Origin of the sequence: Planomonospora antibiotica, from assembly GCF_014647955.1 — a bacterium.
Lineage (GTDB): Bacteria > Actinomycetota > Actinomycetes > Streptosporangiales > Streptosporangiaceae > Planomonospora > Planomonospora parontospora.
This window is the reverse complement of record NZ_BMQE01000050.1, coordinates 1-17,757: the sequence shown is the minus strand read 5'-3', so window position 1 is coordinate 17,757 and position 17,757 is coordinate 1. Positions and strand designations below refer to the sequence as shown.

The 17,757-nt window shown below is 67.1% G+C and carries 15 protein-coding genes and 1 pseudogene; 12 read left to right on the top strand and 4 right to left on the bottom strand.

The window, feature by feature from the left end; translation table 11 throughout:
* Positions 1-104 precede the first annotated feature (104 nt).
* Both IEZ06_RS30235 and IEZ06_RS30230 read right to left on the bottom strand, forming a co-directional pair.
* Positions 105-713, bottom strand: a complete 609-nt coding sequence (locus IEZ06_RS30235; RefSeq protein WP_189240098.1) for a hypothetical protein — start codon at positions 711-713, stop codon at positions 105-107.
* Positions 710-1,699 carry a hypothetical protein gene (locus IEZ06_RS30230; RefSeq protein WP_189240097.1) on the bottom strand — a complete coding sequence of 330 codons (990 nt, stop codon included), beginning with the start codon at positions 1,697-1,699 and terminating at the stop codon, positions 710-712. Before IEZ06_RS30230 ends, IEZ06_RS30235 begins: the two co-directional genes overlap by 4 nt.
* 388 nt (positions 1,700-2,087) lie before the next feature.
* Here IEZ06_RS30230 and IEZ06_RS30225 point away from each other — a divergent pair, with 388 nt between their 5' ends.
* From IEZ06_RS30225 to IEZ06_RS30205, 6 genes and pseudogenes are all read left to right on the top strand, one after another.
* On the top strand, positions 2,088-2,300 hold the full coding sequence (locus tag IEZ06_RS30225) for a hypothetical protein (RefSeq protein ID WP_189240096.1): 213 nt from the start codon (positions 2,088-2,090) through the stop codon (positions 2,298-2,300).
* Positions 2,297-2,692 (top strand): hypothetical protein, encoded by a 396-nt coding sequence (locus IEZ06_RS30220; protein WP_189240095.1) that lies wholly within the window; start codon positions 2,297-2,299, stop codon positions 2,690-2,692. The genes IEZ06_RS30225 and IEZ06_RS30220 overlap by 4 nt, the downstream gene beginning before the upstream one ends.
* 242 nt (positions 2,693-2,934) lie before the next feature.
* Positions 2,935-3,549: pseudogene (locus IEZ06_RS37755) on the top strand (zinc-ribbon domain-containing protein); the annotation flags it as partial.
* A 39-nt stretch (positions 3,550-3,588) separates the two neighbouring features.
* Entirely contained in the window at positions 3,589-4,467 is an 879-nt protein-coding gene (locus IEZ06_RS36825) for a zinc-ribbon domain-containing protein (RefSeq protein WP_229798911.1), read from the top strand.
* 208 nt (positions 4,468-4,675) lie between these two features.
* The gene (locus tag IEZ06_RS30210; RefSeq protein ID WP_189240093.1) at positions 4,676-5,689 is read left to right on the top strand and encodes an IS630 family transposase; all 1,014 of its coding nucleotides are present in this window, start codon (positions 4,676-4,678) and stop codon (positions 5,687-5,689) included.
* Between the two features lie 119 nt (positions 5,690-5,808).
* Complete coding sequence (locus tag IEZ06_RS30205) at positions 5,809-6,975, top strand: hypothetical protein (protein ID WP_189240092.1); 1,167 nt, start codon at positions 5,809-5,811, stop codon at positions 6,973-6,975.
* A 45-nt stretch (positions 6,976-7,020) separates the two neighbouring features.
* On the opposite strand, the gene IEZ06_RS30200 is transcribed toward IEZ06_RS30205, so the two are convergent.
* The gene (locus IEZ06_RS30200) at positions 7,021-7,605 is read right to left on the bottom strand and encodes a right-handed parallel beta-helix repeat-containing protein (RefSeq protein ID WP_189240091.1); all 585 of its coding nucleotides are present in this window, start codon (positions 7,603-7,605) and stop codon (positions 7,021-7,023) included.
* A 328-nt stretch (positions 7,606-7,933) separates the two neighbouring features.
* On the opposite strand from IEZ06_RS30200, the gene IEZ06_RS30195 reads away from it, so the two are divergent.
* From IEZ06_RS30195 to IEZ06_RS30175, 5 genes are all read left to right on the top strand, one after another.
* Positions 7,934-8,089, top strand: coding sequence for a hypothetical protein (locus IEZ06_RS30195; protein ID WP_189240090.1), 156 nt, complete (start codon positions 7,934-7,936; stop codon positions 8,087-8,089).
* Between the two features lie 188 nt (positions 8,090-8,277).
* On the top strand, positions 8,278-8,571 hold the full coding sequence (locus IEZ06_RS30190) for a hypothetical protein (RefSeq protein WP_189240089.1): 294 nt from the start codon (positions 8,278-8,280) through the stop codon (positions 8,569-8,571).
* Between the two features lie 118 nt (positions 8,572-8,689).
* Positions 8,690-10,006: an ISAs1 family transposase gene (locus IEZ06_RS30185; RefSeq protein ID WP_189240088.1), complete on the top strand. Its 1,317-nt coding sequence runs from the start codon at positions 8,690-8,692 to the stop codon at positions 10,004-10,006.
* Positions 10,007-10,058: 52 nt separating this feature from the next.
* On the top strand, positions 10,059-11,261 hold the full coding sequence (locus tag IEZ06_RS30180) for a hypothetical protein (protein WP_189240087.1): 1,203 nt from the start codon (positions 10,059-10,061) through the stop codon (positions 11,259-11,261).
* Positions 11,245-11,712 carry a hypothetical protein gene (locus IEZ06_RS30175; RefSeq protein ID WP_189240086.1) on the top strand — a complete coding sequence of 156 codons (468 nt, stop codon included), beginning with the start codon at positions 11,245-11,247 and terminating at the stop codon, positions 11,710-11,712. The genes IEZ06_RS30180 and IEZ06_RS30175 overlap by 17 nt, the downstream gene beginning before the upstream one ends.
* A 53-nt stretch (positions 11,713-11,765) precedes the next feature.
* Here the strand turns inward: IEZ06_RS30175 and IEZ06_RS30170 are convergent, their stop codons facing one another.
* Positions 11,766-15,371: a DUF4365 domain-containing protein gene (locus IEZ06_RS30170; protein WP_189240085.1), complete on the bottom strand. Its 3,606-nt coding sequence runs from the start codon at positions 15,369-15,371 to the stop codon at positions 11,766-11,768.
* 565 nt (positions 15,372-15,936) lie between these two features.
* On the opposite strand from IEZ06_RS30170, the gene IEZ06_RS30165 reads away from it, so the two are divergent.
* Positions 15,937-17,112, top strand: coding sequence for a hypothetical protein (locus tag IEZ06_RS30165; protein ID WP_189240084.1), 1,176 nt, complete (start codon positions 15,937-15,939; stop codon positions 17,110-17,112).
* Positions 17,113-17,757 lie beyond the last annotated feature (645 nt).

Here is a 17,757-nt window from a genome sequence, read left to right as displayed (position 1 = left end):
GATTCACTCCCACAGGCAAAGACCAGCACGCGCCCGCGCCCGGCCCGCTGGGCCAGGGACGCCGAACCGGCGACGCGCAATGACAAGGGCACGGTCCGCGGCCATCAGGCACATCCCGGCGAGGTGTCCGGCCCGGAGCCGACCGACAGCGGGCTCCAGTGCCGGCCGTCCCAGATCCGCCACGGGCCGCCCACCCCGCTGGCCCGCTCCAGCTGCGCCAGCGCGGCCGCGCACTGCCCGGCGCTACGCGGATAAGCCCGCAATGGGATGTAGTGCACCCAGCCCTCACCGCAGCAGCGGGCCATGACCCCGCCCCGGCGCGCGCACCCGCGCACCATCTGCTCGATCCGGTACTCATCGACCAGCAGCGTCAGCACCCGCGCGCTCGAGAGCACCTGGCCGTCCAGGCGGCAGGCGGCCGCGAAGTCCTCCAGATCGGCCTCGGTGAAGGCCCGCCCGCGGGGATGGAACGACACCACCGGCCCGCCGCCCGCCACACCCGCTGGACCGGGCTCGGCCACATCCGGCAGCGGACCCCGGATGTGGCCGACCCGCTGCTCGCCCCGCACCAGCAGCGCCCGGTACTCCCACCGGCTCGCATAGCGCGGGCGGCAGCGCACCACCCGCAGCCGCGCATCGGGCACCTGCAGCCCGGTATGGGGCAGCCGCACCACCCCCGCCGCTGGAGGATCGTGGACGGGGCGGGCGCTCATCGGCACGGCACCCACAACGCCACCGCGACCGTGTGCGTCCCCGCCGTGCGCGCCGGATCCGCGCCGCCGCTCCACTGCACCGTGACCGAGCCGCGGCGCGCCTGCCCGCACCCGGCCGGCGGCGCCCCGGCGGGAGACGGCGCCGCGCCGACCACGACGGTGGCGCTCTGCCCGGCCGTCAGCGTCCCCGCGGTGGCCGAGACCACCAGACCCGCGCTGGAACTAATACTCCAGCTGACCGGCTCGCGCGCCGCCAGCACCAGCGGCGCCGTGCGCGCCGCGCTGAGATCCACCGCGGTCGCCGAGACCGTCAGCGGCGGCCGCCCGGCCGGGGGCGGGGGAGCGCTCGCCGGCCGGGCGGGCCAGCCCTGCCCGGGCGCGTCCGGCGGGGGCGGGGCCGCCGTCGGCGCACCGGTCAACCGCGCCACCGGGGCGGGCGTGCGGCGGACCGGCGGCCGCGACGGCGCCGAGGTGACCCTGGCCTGCGGCGGGGGCGGCACCGTGCTCTTCGCCTCCGCCCGGCGGGTGGCACGCGGCTTAACCGGCGGTGGCGAGGGCGGTTCGCTGATGACCGGGGGAGGAGGTGGTTCCACCACGACCGGATCGGGCTCCTGCACGACCGGCACCGACGGCACCGGAGCGGCGCTTTCTGGCGGCGGTGGCCGGTCCCGGCCCAGGAAGAACATGATCACCGCAACGGTGATGATCACCAGCACGCCCGTGCCGACCAGCAGCGCCGTCCGGGGCGCAAGCGAGAACCGCCGCGGCTTTTCATCGTCGCCCCAGAAGTCCGGTTCGATGTCTTCCTTGACCTCCCCGTCGTGGGGGGAGTCAGATCCGTAGGCGGTGCTCGCACCAGTTCGGGGCTCACTGTGGGTGTCGCTGTCGCCGGATGCCGTACCGTCCCCGGCGCTCACCGGTGAGCCGTCGGTGAGATCGAGCAGATTGACGGCGCCTGTGCCGTCGGCGGATGCACTCACGTCCACGCCCCGTTTCGATCATTGGATGCGGTCAGGCTGGATGCGGCTGCGCTGGGTCCCCCGTGACGCCATCGCTGCCTGGCCGCTTCGGCGGTGATTCGGATCAGAGCGTCCGAAGAGAGAGGAAGACCCCATCTGAACGCTTCTGACAGAGTTTGTCATGATCTAGTCAAGAGAGTCTACGGAGAAGCGACCGCGATGCAATAGCGAGCGTCTGTGCACCGTGATGAAGCGGTGACCTCGCCCGCCCAAGGGAAGAGGCTGACATCGGCTCACACCGTCAGTGGTAAGCGCCAGCAACGAACTGCCGCCCTCGCCCGCAAAAGCCGCGTTTACCAGTAACAAGACGCCACATGCCTGGAGCGCGCACACCGGGCGCGCTATGGTGGAGACCATGAGCGACCAGGCACCCGGCATCCCCGGGATCGACGAACTACGGAAGCGGCTGTACGGCACCTTCGTCTCCGCCGTACGCGTCGCCACGCCGGGTCAGGTCGCCGAGGCCCGCCGCGCCGTCGAAGCGGTCCGCGCCGAGGACCCCACGCTCGTCGAGCGCATGGAGCAGTTCTGGCGCAGCGGTGAGGACCCGGCGCGAGTGAGCGCGTGACCAACTACGGCAAGATCTTCGATCCGTCCGCGCTCCTGCAGTACGCCGCCGCTCCCGAGGGCTACCAGCGCACCCTGCTCAACGTCGCCACTCGCGACGGTGCCACTCTGGTTGTCCCGGCCTCGGCCTACCAGGTGACCATCGCCCGTCGGCCGCGCGCACAACCGATGTTGTTCGACCTGGTGACCTCACCCGGAGTCGCGCTACACGCCTTGAGCGATCGCATCGACCTGGAAAACGCCGCTTACCTGGCGGCGCCGTACCCGGAGCTGCACCGCGACGTGTGCGCCGCGCACTGCTGCCTGGTGGCGGTGCAGACCGGCTGGCCGATCGTCACTGCCGAGCCGGAGCTGTACCTCCCGCTCCGGCTCGATGTTGAGAAGATGCCGTAAGTCGACTCCTCGGGTTCGTCACTCGTAGCCGTGTGCTCCGCTGAGCAGATGCGGAAAATTCCGAAAGCTTTTGTATCAGGGGCCCCTCAGGCCCCTTTGTGGACAAAACGTCATTTTCTGCTATCCGGGTTTGCTTTGTCGGTGATACAAGGCATAATCACCATGTGTCCCGGAGTACAGGACGGCATGTGGCCGATGGGATTTCCCGACCTGCTCGACCCGGCAATAGCGTAAGTGACCGCATGCCGGAATTCGCTCAGGAATGGCACCCGACAAAAAACGGAACTGCAACCCCTGACGCTGTCTCTTATAGAAGTCACCTGAGCGCAGAGTGGCGCTGTCGTCGATGCGGGACCGAATTCAAAGCAGTAGTTGCAAACCGATTCAAAATATATAATGACAAGGGGTCTGAGTTCGGGTGCAGAAGTTGCTCGGGAGCTCGCCGAGACCACCCCGATCCTGGCCAATCTTTAGCCGAGAAGCTTCCCCATTTGATAGCCGAATGGGACGACGAGCGAAATCACCCCTACACTCCATACATGATCAAGGCAGGATCCAATCGAAAGTTTTTCTGGAAATGCCTTATAGACAAAAGCCATCCATCTTATTCGGCTTCACCGGCGAACCGTCGCCGGAGTAAATGTCCGGCATGTTCAGGTCGATCTGTAGTCCCCAGCCAAAGCTTAGCCGGCCTATTCCCGGAAATCGTCCGCCAATGGCATCCCGAGAAAAATACGGCATGCCGACCTGAGAGTATGGCACCCTACTCCAGCACCAAAGTTTGGTGGATCTGCGCGCGTGGCCATGAATGGCAAGCAGTCATTGCCATGCGCACAGGTCAGGGAACCGGATGCCCAACTTGCAGCACCTCACACCGATCAGGCCAAGAAGTCCGCTTGTTCACCGAACTTCTGGCAGTATTCGAACCAATTTTAGGCACCGATGCTGTGCGCCACCATGTCAATATATCTGAGCTGCCTTCTCGCGCCGGACCGGTCGACATCACCATCACCACGAAACTAAGAACGATTGCGATCGAGTTCGACGGCGCCTACTGGCATGCCCCTCGATTGGAACACGATTGTCGTAAAAGCCGCCAGCTCCGTAAAGCGGGTTACCATCTGATTCGGGTTCGAGAGCATCCACTCTCCTCGTTGCACGCTGACGACGTAGAGGTTCCCGCCAATGTGAAACCTCTTGAGGCTGCGGCTGCGACTGTCCGCCGCATGCTTGAACGCGGATGGATTGAAGGCACGACCTACGAAGCGGCGAAAGATTATGTTGAAAAAGGCCAGCTTCTCGGAGAGGAGCTCGCACGTGAAATGCTTATTCACGTCGCCCAACGTGATCTCGGCGATGAGTCGCTAGCCATAACCCATCCCGATATGGCAGCTGAGTGGGATGAGGCGTCCAACGGCGAATTGACGCCCCGGCAGGTTAACACAAAAAGCAGCAGAAAAATCAGCTGGATCTGCGGCAAAGGACATCGATTCGAGCAGAAAATTTGCGATCGTGTGCGCGGACGCGGCTGCCCATACTGTGCAGGGAGGAGAGTTGATTCCGAAAACTGCCTTGCCGCTATCCGCCCCGAACTACTTCTCGATTGGGACTACGAGAAAAATTCCGTAACACCATATGAGATAACTGCAGGCAGCCAGAAGCAAATTAACTGGCACTGTCAGAGATGTGGTCACGACTGGACCACGCCACTAAAGAACCGCAGCAGAAGCAAAAACCCGTCTGGATGCCCAATCTGCGCAAGGAAAAGCCGCTGAAACACATAGATAAGTAGTATCAGCACCCTGCCGACCTTGCTCATCTACGTGATCATGCTTGCTTGATCGCTCCGCACAGCTGGACGGCTCATCCTCTGTGAGTAAGTACGCGATGACCATGCTGAGAAACCTACTGAGCCGATCATAAGTTTTGGTACTTGCTCGAGGCCGTGGGGGACAGCGTGCCGGTACGGGGCACGCTGGGGAGATGGCCAGAAAAGGTCGCAGAGCGACGTTCGAGGAGAAGGTCTTCGCCCTCCGGCTGCTGGAGCAGGGCCTGTCACCGGACCGGGTGGCCGAGGCCCTGGACGTGGGCCGCGAATCGATCTTCCGGTGGAAACGCCAGGCCCGCTCGGGCGGCACCGAGGCCCTGCGGATCAAGAAGGCGCCGGGCCGGCCGCGGCGGCTGAGGCCCGGCCAGGAGCAGACCGTCCAGGCGGTGGTGCGCGATGTCACGCCCCGCCAGGTACTGGGCAGCGCGGTGGTGCTGTGGACCCGGGCGCTGGTCGCGATGGTGATCTCCACCTGGTTCGGCATCGGATTGTCGGTGGCGGCGACCGGACGGTTGCTGCACGCACTGGGCCTGTCGGTGCAGCGCCCGCTCTACCGGTCGCCGCGGCGCGATGAGGCGGCCATCGCCCGCTGGATGGGCGCGGTCTTCCCGCGGATCCGCCGCGGCGCGCGGCGGCGGGGAGCGGTGGTGCTGTTCGCCGACGAGATGAGCATGCGCGTCGATCACCGCTCGGGCACCACCTGGGGCGTGGTCGGGCGTACTCCGATTGCGCACGCGGGGGCGGGCCGCCGGTCGGTGAAGATGTTCTCGGCCCTGGCCTGCGACGGCACACTGCGCTACCGGCTGGGGCACGGGGTGATGGACCGCTGGGCGTTCCTCGGGTTCTGCGCGCAGCTGCTGCGGACCATCACCCGCCCGATCGTCCTGATCGTCGACGGCTCCTCGATCCACACCGCCCGGGCGGTCCGCGACTTCGTCGCGCGCACCGGCGGGCGGCTGCGCCTGTTCTTCCTACCGGCGTACGCACCCGAGCTCAACCCCGATGAGTGGGTCAACCAGAACATCAAGGCCAGGGCGGCCCGTGAGGCGGTCGCTGATGAGCACGAGCTGGCCGCGGCCATGCACCGCGGCATGCGCCGGCTGCAAAAACGTCCCGACATCGTCCGGGGCTTCTTCGCCGATCCGAAGCTGGCCTATATCAGGCCGTAGCGCCGGTAGTCCCAGAACTTACGATCGGCTCAGTAACAAGCACCAACGACAGGTCCCTATGTCACCCATGGTCGCTAAGGTCTCCATCCGCAAGTGATGATCACGGGTGGAGGGACGCGATGGCCGAGCTGATCCGCAGCGTCGAGGACGAGATGCCGATCTCCTACAGCCGGTTCGACCTGGTCGACGGCTCCGGTCTCGGTCACGACGCCGAACAGGAAACCGAGACCGGCGCGCTGCTGACCGAACCCGGCCGGATCGCCCTGGGCCAAGTTGGCATCAAAAGCCAGGCCTGGGCGCGAACGGCGCACGTGCGCATGGAGGCCTGGGACTCTGAACCTCCCGCACCCGGCACCTCCTGGAGTGAGGCTGGGCAGGTCCTCTACCTGAGCCCGGGCGGCACCGTGTTCCTGTGCAGCCTCGAGGTCGGCCACTCAGGACAGATGCTGCTGATCGGCCCGCCGTTCTTCGCCTACGGCCTGCGTGCCTACGCCGGGCCCGTCCGCACCCGGCCTGCCGACGGTGATGGGGCTCTGACCGAAGCCGTCGAGGAGACATGGCTGCTGCAGTTCTGGCCACTGGCCGATGTCGCCGCCCCGGCGCTGCGCACGGAGTCGGAGACAGGAGGCCAGACCGCCGCCAGGATGCGCGAGATCCTTCCACTCGCACCCGGCTCCGCCGCGCCGATCTCGGGGGAGTGGCCCGCCCTGCACCCGCTGCCCGCACCCGAACCCCCGACCGGCATACTGCTCTGGTCTCACCCCGCTCAGTCTCCGGCACCCGCCTCGGACCACGAAGCCGAAGGCCGCATCAGCCGCGGCATCGTCCCTCAGGAAACACCCGCCTCCTGGCAGCGCACCGAGGAGGCACTCGGCGATCTGCGCATCGATATGCTCGGCGGCCTGCCTGCGGGCTCTGGCTCCTGGTCGCGGTCGCAGATCGAGGAGTACGCCACGCGACTGCGGACGAGCATGCGCATCGGCGGGGAGCTCAACCCGCACGGCGCACCCACCCTGCGGCTGGAGGCCTCCAGCGTGCGCACCGTCCTGATCGGGCCCGATCCCGGGTTCAGCGGCCGCGCCTGGGTATGGGCCTCCGACGAGCGCGCTCATGTCGATGTGCTGTCGGTCGACCGGCAGCACATCGTTCGAGACCGTATCCGCCAGAACACGCTGCTCACCGGGATCGTCACCATCCTGCGCAACGAGAGCGGTTTCGTCGAGGTCCGCGCGGCGACTGAGGTGGAAGCCGCACGAGTGATCACTGTTGAGCGGTTGCGCGGCTGACGTCCGGGGCGGGGACGGTCGTGTGGGGCGCGCAGGATGACCATGTCAGCGGCACTGGAGTACGGCGCCTGCCCTGGGTGTGACGGCGCCGTAGTAGCGGACTTCGGCGCAGTCGACGGTGTTGCCGTCGACGACGGCTTCGGTGATCGGGGCGTCCGCCGCGTCGGTTCTGATCGCCAGGGCGTCGCGGTCACCGATGCCGCTGATCCGGTTGCCGGTGATCTCGACGGTGGCCAGCGGCTGGTCCTGGATCGACTTCACGTAGATGCCGCCCGCGCGGCCGGTCACGGTGTTGCCGGTGATGCGGACGTTCTGCGCGTTGAGCGTGCCGATCGCGTCCCAGCGCGTGCCGGCGACGGTGTTGTTCTCGATGGGGACGCCGGTGTGGGAGCCGGTGAACTGCCCCCACCCGGCCTGCGATCCCGAGGCGTCGCAGACGTTGGCGGTCAGCAGGATGTCCCGGCAGGGGGTACGGTCACCGAGCCCGGCCCACGCGGTCCCGTCGGCCGCCACGTCGAGTTGGACGGCCTCGCCGTGCCACAGGCCCGCATTCGGGTCGGCGATCCAGCCCCTGAGGGTGCAGCCGCTGACCGTATGGGGCGATACCGTCGTGAGCGGGTTGTCATCCATTGGCTGTAGGCGGTCTACGGTAAATCGGCACACCGACGGATGCGGACCCCTGGAGGCGGTGGATGCGCTATCGCCCCGTTCACGGCAGCTGCTTCTGCGGGGGAGCCCACTTTTAACCAAACAGTATTGATATACTGTCCGGTATGCGGTTTTCGTCACCTTCCCTATGGAGTGCCCAGATGGGCATCCACGCCATAGAGGACTCCAGCCGCACCTTCGGCACGTAGCGATCGAATAAGGCATTAAGTGCTTTATTGCGCTCTTCTGACGATCGCAGTGCCAGCCCATTAAGGCGAACCCGCCGCCGGTCACAACTCTCCGACTCGACATGAATCCCGAGATCAGTCCGCAGCTTGTGCAGATAACCGCGCTCGCCGTCGAAGGCGCCGAGGCACGCCAGGAATTCGGCGGATACCGGCCAAACGGGGGTGAACTGGGTGGAGACGAGCGCTTCTTCTTCCGCCGATTTCAGCCCGCACGCTGAGCAAGGAGTCTTTGGCGTCCGATTACCTTCTGAAGGGTACGACGATCGCCTTGAGAGCGTCGCCGGTTCTGCTCAGGATGCCGCGGAATCCAGGCTTGGGGTGCGTGCACTGCGGAGCAAAGTGTCGTAGCCGGACGTCATTGTGGGGTGGTGTCTTCCTTGACCGTCATAGACGAAGGTGGGGATCAGTGACTCGGCTGCACGACCGGATCATGGCCGCGGGCGCGTCGACGCCCAGCTATTACGACCTCGCTGTGGCGGCGAGCCGCGTTCCGGGTTGGGAGGAATCGCTGGAGCCTTTCTACGACCTTCTGAGCAGGCCCGGCGGCGAGAATGCTGCCCGCAGTATCCGGCCCAAGGTCGGCGCGGGTGTTCGGACGGACATGTTGGGCAAGGCGAAAGTGATCGCGGCCGAGAACGTCGCCCGTTACCTCACCGACACCTACACCTCCCCTCAGGGCCCCGGCGAGTTGATGTTTTGAGTGGGTTCGTTCGCAGGCGTACGACACCGCAGGTCAGGAAACACCAAACAGCCGGATACAGAAAGGCACGGCTCCCCAGGATCAGAGGTGTCTAAGCCGCCTGACCCGAAGAGGAACCGTGCCCGTTACGCCATCATCCCTGATCACCACTGCCGACCGCCTGCGGCTTGGGGGAATCCACCTGGATTCACCGGCCCGGCTGGGCCTGCTGGAACACTTCGCCCTGATTCGCGACCCGCGTTCACCACGGGGACGGCGACATCGCCTGGACTCGGTCCTGGCGCTGGTGGCGTGCGCGACCGTGGCCGTGGGCAACGATCGCCTGACCGCCATCGAGCAATGGGCCGACAACGCCCCGCAACAGGTCCTCGCCGACCTGGGCGTGTGGCGCGACCCGCTCACCGGACGATGCCGGCCGCCCAGCGAACGCACCCTGCGCCGGATCCTGGCCGAACTCGACGACGACGAACTCGACGATCAGATCGGCGCCTTCCTGGCCGAACTCGACGATGGCCCGCCTGATGACCGCGCTGCGAGCCCGCCCGGCCACCGCCGTGAACGCGAGGCACGACGCGCCGCAGCGCGGCCCCCGCAAACGGCGCCCACCGGCCTACTGCGCGGATACGCCGCCGACGGCAAGATGCTCAAAGGCGCCCGCCGCGCCGACGGGGGCCGCGTTCACCTGCTGGGCCTGGCCGCGCACGGCACCGGCGCCCTGCGCGCCCAACGCCAGGTCGACGCCAAAAGCAGCGAGATCAGCGCACTGGGGCCGCTCCTTGACCGGCTCGATCCGGCCGAACTGGCCTGCGCGGTCATCACCGCGGACGCGCTGCACACCCAGCGCGCCTCGGCGCGAGCGCTGGTCGATGACCACCACGGCCACTACGTACTGATCGTCAAGGCCAACCAGCCGACGTTGCACGCCGCCGCGATCGCGGCGTTGACCGGCCCCGACATCGATTTCGCCGATGCCATGCACGTGGAGGCCGACCGCGGGCACGGCCGCACCGAACAGCGCATCACCCGCGTTGCCGCGGCCACCGGGATCGACTTCCCGCACGCCGGTCAGGTCTTCCGCATCCTGCGCTACCGCGGTGGCCTGGACGGGCAACGCCGCAGCAAGGAAGTCGTCTACGGCGTCACCGACCTGACCGCCGATCAAGCCTCGGCCGCGCAGATCGCCCGCTACGTCCGTGATCACTGGAAGGCCATCGAGAACGGCATTCATCACGTCCGTGATGTCACCTTCGGTGAAGACGCTCACCAGGTGCGGACCGGCACCATCCCCCGCGCCCTGGCCACCTTCCGCAACCTCGCCATCGGCGCTCTGCGTCATGCGGGCTACGTCAACATCGCCTACGCCCGACGCCACCATGTTTACGGTCACCAGCGCATCCTCGACCTGTTCCGAGTCGGGCATAGCGCATCAAGCTGATCAATTCACAAACTCGCCGGGGCCCTGCACCTCCCCTGATGACCTCTACGCGATGCTGTCGACGGTGACGGTCGTGCCGTCGCACGAGTTCACGTTCGTGGAGGCGCAGGGCATCGACAACTGGATGGGTTACCACTCCTTCGGCTGGGGGGTCAGCCGCCAGCCTCGTGCCGAGGGCGGCTGGGTGATGGATGCGACACTGTTTGTCGAATGGGACAAGGGAAAGCCCTTCGTCCTTGCCCTGATGACCTGGTTTCTCAGCGACGACGGTCGCTACCTCCCGGAAGGTGAGCTACCCAGTCCGTACACCAGGATGTCCTTCCCCGTGGATCCCGATCGCCCGGGCATCGTGGAGAACCTCTGCGAGTCGCTGTTCATGCGCTATGGCATCGCCATGGCCACCCTGGCCATGACATTCGGGTTGATGCACAGCAAGAACGTCGACGTCGTCGTACAGGTTCCGGCCGAGAAGCTGTCGCGAGCGCATCAACGGCGTCGCGGTGTCCCTTTGACCCGGTACTCCGTCTTGGACATCCATCCGGTGACCAAGGCGCTGGAGCGCGACGGGAAGGTCGGCACCGATGGATTGGGGGCTGCGCTCCATATCTGCCGCGGCCACTTCAAGACCTACCGGCCCGAGGCGCCGCTGTTCGGCAAGCTGTCCGGCCAGTACTGGTGGAACGAGCACCAGCGTGGCAAGGCCGAGCACGGCGAAGTCCACTCCAGTTACCGTGTCCACCCCGCCGCCGACGACGCTCGCGTTGGGCGTGTCTACGAACCGGTCGACGAGCACACCGAACTCGCGGCAACCACCCGAGAAGGCGGCGGGCGCGATCCCGATCTGTCCGGGCGGGGGCTACGCGCCCACAACCGTGTCCAGAACCAGCTCGCCGAGGCGCTGCTGGCTGCTGATCTGACCCCGTTGCGCCCGGCCCCGGACGAGAGCCAATACGACCTGGGATGGTTCCTGGGCGCAGGCGACCTCTACGTCACCGAGGTTAAGAGCCTTACCGACGCCAACGAGGTTCAGCAGGTGCGGCTGGCCATCGGCCAGGTGCTGCACTACGCGACAGCACTGGCTGCCCCGGGACGACGCGTGCATCCCGTCATCGCCTGCGAACGCCAACCAACCGACGGCGACCTAGTTCGCGCATGTCGTGACCACGGCATCGCGATCGTCTGGCCAGAGTGCTTCGCCGATTGGCTCAAGAAGCAGAAACACGACGAGGGGATGAGCGGTGGAGTATCCGCGTGATGACCAGGACGGGTACGTGCCGAGTCTGCATGAGCACTTGCAGCTCACCGGCAGTGAGGATCGGGTGTTCTCCTTCGAGGAGGTCATCGCTGTCCGGATCCGGCTGACCGGTGATGATTTCAGCGGCCGCCTGCAAGACACGCAGGCGAGGGACGTGATCGATCGGGCGAAGCTCTCCACCTACATCGCCGCCCTGGCTGCACAAGACCTGCAACGTGGTGATGTGGGGCCGGCGTTCCTCGCCTTGCTCGGCTACACCCAGGGTTCGATCCCCCAGGCGCGTGAGCGGATGATGACGGCCTTCGGCCGTGCGCCGTCACGCTCGTATGCGGCCAAGCTCCACAAGGCATGGCAAGAGGCGACCGAGGCGCGAAGGGCCAGCGGAACTCGAAAGCCTGTGCTGTCGGCCGGTGGGAGCGGCGGTGTCGAGCTGGATCAGCCTCGGCGGTGATGCGGGCAGAGGTCTGCTCGCCGAGCTGGACGTATCGGTTGAGGAACAGAGGGTCAGGTGGTCCAGGTGGCCGGGTCGTCGTACACGCTGGGCAGTAGGCAAGCGGCGGCCGCTGCGGGGTCGGCGGTGCCGTGCTGGTGCAAGGCGGCGCGCAACGCATGGAAGATGATCTTTGGTGCGGGTGGGATGGCGTTGTTAAAGCCGTCGGCGAACTGGTCCAGGACGTCGGGGGGAACACTCTGGCCGGTGTGGTGGGCGGCCTTCAGGGCGGCGACGGTCACTTCCAGGTAGCGGCGGCTGCGCTCGCCAGCCGGTACGTGCTGCAGGCTGCCGCGCAGGGCCGTCTGGGTGAGGGTGATGAGCGTGCCGGCCGCGTGCTGGGCGGCGGCGGTCGCGATGGCCTGCCAGGCAGCGGGCCAGCTGGCGCCCAGATGCTGCCACCACTGCGGACGGGCGAGCGCGGCCGTGCCGGGGCCGACCTGCCATTCGGCGCGCCGGTGCAGTTCGATGATCTGCTCGGCGCTGAGCGGCAGGTCGACAACGTATTGCTCGGCCAGGAGAAGCTGCAGGTGTGCGGGAGAGGCGGGCGGGTCGCCTAGGGCTGCGATCAGGTCGCCGGTGCCGAAGGTGGCGATCCCGCGGCCGCGGGCCAGTTGCCGCAAGGCAACGTCATCGGCATACAAGGCGATGCCGCGCCCGGCCGCCAGCGCGAGGGCATCGGCGGCGGGTGTGCGGCCGGTGCCGGCCTCCTGGTGGCTGAGGCGGGCGGTTACTTCTTCCAGCCGGGCGGCCAGCTCGCGTAGCCATGCCCGCTCGTGAGCACTCAGGGTGTCCTGGTGCAAGGCGCCGTCGTGCAGGTGGGCGGTGAAGCTGGCGCCGGTGACGGCCCAGATGGCATCGCGGGTGCGGATGGCGTCGTCGGCGGTGCTGGAGCTGATGATCAGATGGGGCAGACGGGCGCGCAGGTCGCGACCGTGATCGTTGAGGAACTGCAACAGCAGCAGCGCCGATAGGTCCGCCACGGCCCGGCCGCTCGCCAGCACGGTGCGGGCGGCATCCTGACCTGCGGTATTGAGCCCGAGCTCAGGGTCGGCCGCCACGATCACGCCCGCGGCCCGCTGCAACAGCGCCTGGCCATAGGGGCGGGCCGCGCGGGCAGCGAGCTGACTCAGCGGGATCTTCCCGGCATGGGCCTGCTGGCGCAGCTGCTCCAGGACGTCGTAGTCGTGCTGTTCGAGCCGGAGGACCAGCTCGGCGTGGTCGACCAGTTCGGGCCCGTAGCCGGATGCCTGAGCGGTGGCTACCAGCGTGTGGACCCGGTCGATGAGCGCCTGCGGCCACGGCTGCTGCTCGGTGTGGGAGCGGTTCATCTCCCGCAGCAGCATGACTCCCAAGGGCTCGGCCAGCGCCGGCCCGTAGCGCTCGGCCAGATCCACCGCCAGTTCAGCGGCCTCGATCGACAGATCGGCACCCAGGTGCAGGCGCGCCCACAACCGAGCGGTGTTCTCATCGCGCGGAATCAGCCGGTATCGGACCAGGGTGGCTCGGGCTTTGGGCATGTCATGCAGATGCAGGCAGGCGGCGATCAACTGCCAGGCCAGGTCATCGTCGGGGTGTTCGACAAGCCCGGCCTCGCACAGCTGGACCACCTGTGGCCAGGCACCGCGCGCGGTTGCCATGGCCACCAGCCGGCGACGCATGCTGCCGCGCGCGTCGCGCGGCAGCCGCCGATCACCGAGCAGACGCGTGAAGAGCGGTTCGACGTCGGTGCCGGCCGGGTTCAGGTGGGGCATGACGGCCAGGAGCATGCCGTCGTGCCAGCGCTGGTATTGGCGCTGGCACTCCTCCATCGCTGAGGCGTCGCTGACCTGGTCCAGCAAGCGCACCAGTTCAAGTGCCGCGCCGGCGTACTCTTCGGCGAGGATGCGCATCTCGCGGATGGCCTCCTCGACCTGCCCGTGCGCGGCCCGGGCCTTGGCCGCCAGCATGCGATACATCCAGGTGGGAATCGCCGATCGCTGCCGCAGCTCCTCAAGTTCGGCGATCGGCCAGATGCCCAGCTCGGTGAGGCGGGCGGCGATGATGGCTCGGCTACGGTCGTCGTCGGTCGCCTGCAGGGCCCCTCGCCACAACTCCTGCCGTTCCGGCAGGGATAGGTCGGCCAGGTCCTGTTGTTGGGCATTGAGCAGGGCCAGCCCGACGTCATCGGCCAGTATCTGCCGGAAATGGGCCAGGGCGCGCTCATCTCGGCTCATCAGCGCCGCGGTGGCGCCCTTGCGGGCGATCTCCGGCTGGGCGGCTTCTGCATCCAGCGCGGTACCGCCCGCCGCTGCTGGAAGCGCCATGGTCACCGCCTCTTGCGCGACACCGTCGAGGATCTCCAGATCCAGCAGCTCGCTCAGCGCCAGGAAACTGGGGCCGGCCCAGCGCCGCAGTTCCTCCAGCGCGGCTCGGGCGTGGGCACGGGCCGTGTGGCTGTCGGGTCCGCCGAACCCGCCGCGCGCATGCATCCGGCGGCGCAGCATTTCCGCCAGGCGCAGCCGGATCTGCGCATCACGCCCTGCTGAGCTTTCCTGCACCGACTCCAGCAACGCGATCGCGGAATCATAGTCCCCGCCGCGGAGCCGATTCTCGGCCAGGAAGTTCGCCACCACCGGCTCCTCGCGGATCTGTGCCTGGCTCGCCGTGGTGATCGATTCCGGCTCCGGCAAGGGCCGCGCATCCCCGGGCGGAACCGACAACGCCGCCAGGCCCACATCGGCGAGCATCCGCGCGTTGGCCGCCGTCACGGCCTGCAGGTGCAGGCGTGCTTCTTCGCGCAGGTCGGCTCGGTAGAAAGCCAGCCCGGCCACGGCGCGGCGCCGGTCGGCATACTCGCCACCGCAGGCGGCGGCCTGCAGGAAGAGGCGTGCGGCGACCTCATGGTGCAGATGGGCGTCTGCGTACAGGGCGATGGCACTCCATAGCCAGGCGACCGCATCACTGTCGACCAACCAGGTCGGCTGAGCACCGAGCAGCTGTGAGGCGATCATTCCTGGCTGGGCCCGCCCGTCGGCGAGCAGCTGAGCAACTCGCGCCGCGGCGGTGGGATCGACGGCGTGCGCATGCCGCAGCGCCGCACACGCCCCCTCGGGCAGCAGTGACAGGGACCGGTCATAGGCCTCCAGAGCGTGCTGACCGCGGCGGCGTGCCAAATCCTCCAGCGCCTCCCGGCTGGAGGCACCCAGGCGCTGCGCCTTCGGGATGAAGATCTTGAAGCCCTTCTTGGTGCGTTGCACCGTCGCATTAGTGACCGCCTGCCAGTAACAGGCGGCGGTGTCCTGGTCGTAGACGATCACGATGATCGGCAGGCTGTGACCGAGCCAGTAGTTCAACTGCCGCAGCTTGGTGCTGTAGAAGTACCAGCCCTCGCGGTCCGTGGCCGCACGGATCTGGGTCGGTCCACCCTTGATTTGCGCGCCGATCAGCTGGCCGGTTACCAGCTCATGCTGATCGCCTTGAGCGACGATTTCGATATGGGCATCAATGCCGTAGTCCTCATCGGACTGTTCCCGGAAAACCCAGTTCAGCTCGTTGAGTACCGCGTGATGCACCGCCACGACGCCACGCTTGCCGGTCTTATGTTTGCTGTCACGACGTGGCAGGAGTGGATCCGGCATTTACCTATTGTCTCACCTTCATCAACCGGCAGTGACAGCCCAGGCGTTCGCCGCTCGGTGGACTATGACGTACTGACCCTGCAGTGCTGGATGGATCGGCGCAGCCATAGAGCCAACGTGCAGATCGACGTGCTCGGTAGAGACGCTGGATGCCGAGATGCGGTGGAGAATGCCCCTCCCCCGAGGAATCCTCACGCTTTTGATGCATAACTATTCTTATGCTGCACTCGGTGTTCGCTCCCCTCGCGGTGTTGAGCAGGCAAAACTCGCAGTGCCGCTGCAGGTGGTTCACCAGTCCCACTGGACTTGAGGCAGCCTCATCGATCATGAGGCATTCCCCGGCTGTCTCGCCTGCCTGCAGCATGATCGCTAAGGTTTGATCGCCAACATGGGTGATCTTCGGGATGGGTGGAGTCGGCGGTGCCGTACGAGCCGTCGCGACGCAATCGCCGCGAGCGGCGGGGATAGCTGATGCACTATTCCGGTCAATCGGGACCTTCCGCCCCTGGGCTCTGGAAGATCGGGGCGGAAAGGAGCGCGCCGCGCAGCCGCATAAAATCCCGTCGTGAAGGACGTGATGCACCACTGGCTCCCTGATCGCCACCTCGGCGTCGCCGCGACGCTGTCGCACTCGGACGAGCTGATCGGGCAGGTCGCCGACCTGCTCTTCGACTACCAGACCCAGCCCGGCGGCGTCTTCGGCCTGGCGGAGGTGCCAGCGGGCCCGTTCAGTCGGTCCGTCGTCGAACGAGTGGCTCCGATCCCCCGCAAGATTCCATTGCTCGTGGCCGACGCGCTGGTGGCGCTGCGGGCCGCCCTCGAGCATGCGCTGTTCGCCGAGGTCGAGTTCCTGGACGGCTCACCGCTGGACGCGAAGGCGGCCAGGCTCGTCGAGATGCCCGCGTCGGGCACCTACGCGACGTTCGAGGAGTGGAAGAAGAAGCGCGCGAAGAACGGCCCGCCGTCATTGCGGGCCGGCAGCGAGCTCGTGCGGCGGATCGACGGCCTGCAGCCCTTCCACCGTCAGAGCGATCCTCATATGCACCCTCTGGCCCGGCTGGTCCTCCACACGAACCACGCGAAGCACCGGACGCCGGCGATCACGGCTGTCCGCATAGCCGCCATGTACCAGGACGACCAGAGGCCCCGCTCGATCCGTGACCTCCCGCCGCGCCCCGAGGAGCCGCTGCGCGTCGGCGACGTCATCGCCCAGACCCCGATGGGCACCCGGGTCCCCATGACATTGTTCCCGACGGTCGGGATCAACCGGCCGGGCACGGACCGGTGGCCGGTGCTGATGCAGGAGCTTGAGGAGATCTCTCACTGGGTCCGCACTCAGGCGGTGCCGCGCCTCGTGACGGGTATGGAGCCGCCCGAGCCCGCGCTCCCGACGCGCTACGAAATCGCCGTCGGACACGAGGACGAGCGTCAGGCGATGGCGGCGGGGTCGACGATGTCGGCCGCAGAGCGCCACACGCAGCGCTTGCGCGCGGCGTCGGCCCGGGACGGTCTCGTCGACACGATCGGCCAGATGGACGGCTCCCCGAGCGCCCGTCAGATCACGGCCTGGCTGGCCCAGCTGACCGACGAGGAGGTGCTCGATCGGATCGCCCGGTTGAAGGAGAACCACACCTACGACCCCGACGTCATGGTGCGCAACTTCGAGATCCTGAAGGGCCTGCGCGAGGAGGCTCTGGAGTTCGCTCGTGACGGCGGGTCTCCACCGAGTGGCGCTGGATGAGCACGGCCACGTCGACCATCGCGATGTTCGAACACATCGGATCCTCCTCGAGGTAGCCGTCCAACTGAGTCTGGGGGCGTCGAGCAGCTCCCGGCCGCTCACTCCCCCGGCGAGAACGGTCACGCGATCGACATCGCTGATCTCGTACCGGCGGCCGGGGAGGATGTTCTCCGGCCGTTAGATGAACGCCCGCACCGAACGCGGCGCTCAACCCCTGTTGCGCTACGTCACTTCCGTTCTCGCGATGGCATCGGAGGAGATCCGTGCGTGGCTGGATTGCCCCTGGCCCCAAGGGCGGAGGCCATGGCCATCGCTGTGAGCGCTGCCTGCCCGCGCCAGACCAGCAGGCCGGGTGTGATCGAGCCGGGCAAGAGGCCGCACGGTCCGTGTGCACTCTTGGCGGGGCCGTACTCACTGCAGGTAAGGCATCGATGAGCTCCTGCCCTTCGGCGAGCCGGCTCAGTGACAGAGGCTCTCTCTGGGACCAGCGCAACGGCCCATCGCCCTGGCCGCCGATCCTGTTACGGGGTGGCCTGCTGAACCGCTATCTCCGCGGAAACTGGGGCGGGTGTTCAGCTCGGCATCTGTCCGTGGCCGTGTAAAAGTAGCCGCAGGTGGCCGGGTTGAGGTCACCGCTGGTGGCCA

Excerpts from the sequence above, each read along its gene's own strand:
- IEZ06_RS30225 (WP_189240096.1), top strand. The coding sequence starts at position 2,088 with ATGAGCGACCAGGCACCCGGCATCCCCGGGATCGACGAACTACGGAAG.
- IEZ06_RS30210 (WP_189240093.1), top strand. The coding sequence starts at position 4,676 with ATGGCCAGAAAAGGTCGCAGAGCGACGTTCGAGGAGAAGGTCTTCGCC.
- IEZ06_RS30205 (WP_189240092.1), top strand. The coding sequence starts at position 5,809 with ATGGCCGAGCTGATCCGCAGCGTCGAGGACGAGATGCCGATCTCCTAC.
- IEZ06_RS30235 (WP_189240098.1), bottom strand. The coding sequence starts at position 713 with ATGAGCGCCCGCCCCGTCCACGATCCTCCAGCGGCGGGGGTGGTGCGG.
- IEZ06_RS30170 (WP_189240085.1), bottom strand. The coding sequence starts at position 15,371 with ATGCCGGATCCACTCCTGCCACGTCGTGACAGCAAACATAAGACCGGC.
- IEZ06_RS30180 (WP_189240087.1), top strand. The coding sequence starts at position 10,059 with ATGCTGTCGACGGTGACGGTCGTGCCGTCGCACGAGTTCACGTTCGTG.
- IEZ06_RS30200 (WP_189240091.1), bottom strand. The coding sequence starts at position 7,605 with ATGGATGACAACCCGCTCACGACGGTATCGCCCCATACGGTCAGCGGC.
- IEZ06_RS30195 (WP_189240090.1), top strand. The coding sequence starts at position 7,934 with ATGAATCCCGAGATCAGTCCGCAGCTTGTGCAGATAACCGCGCTCGCC.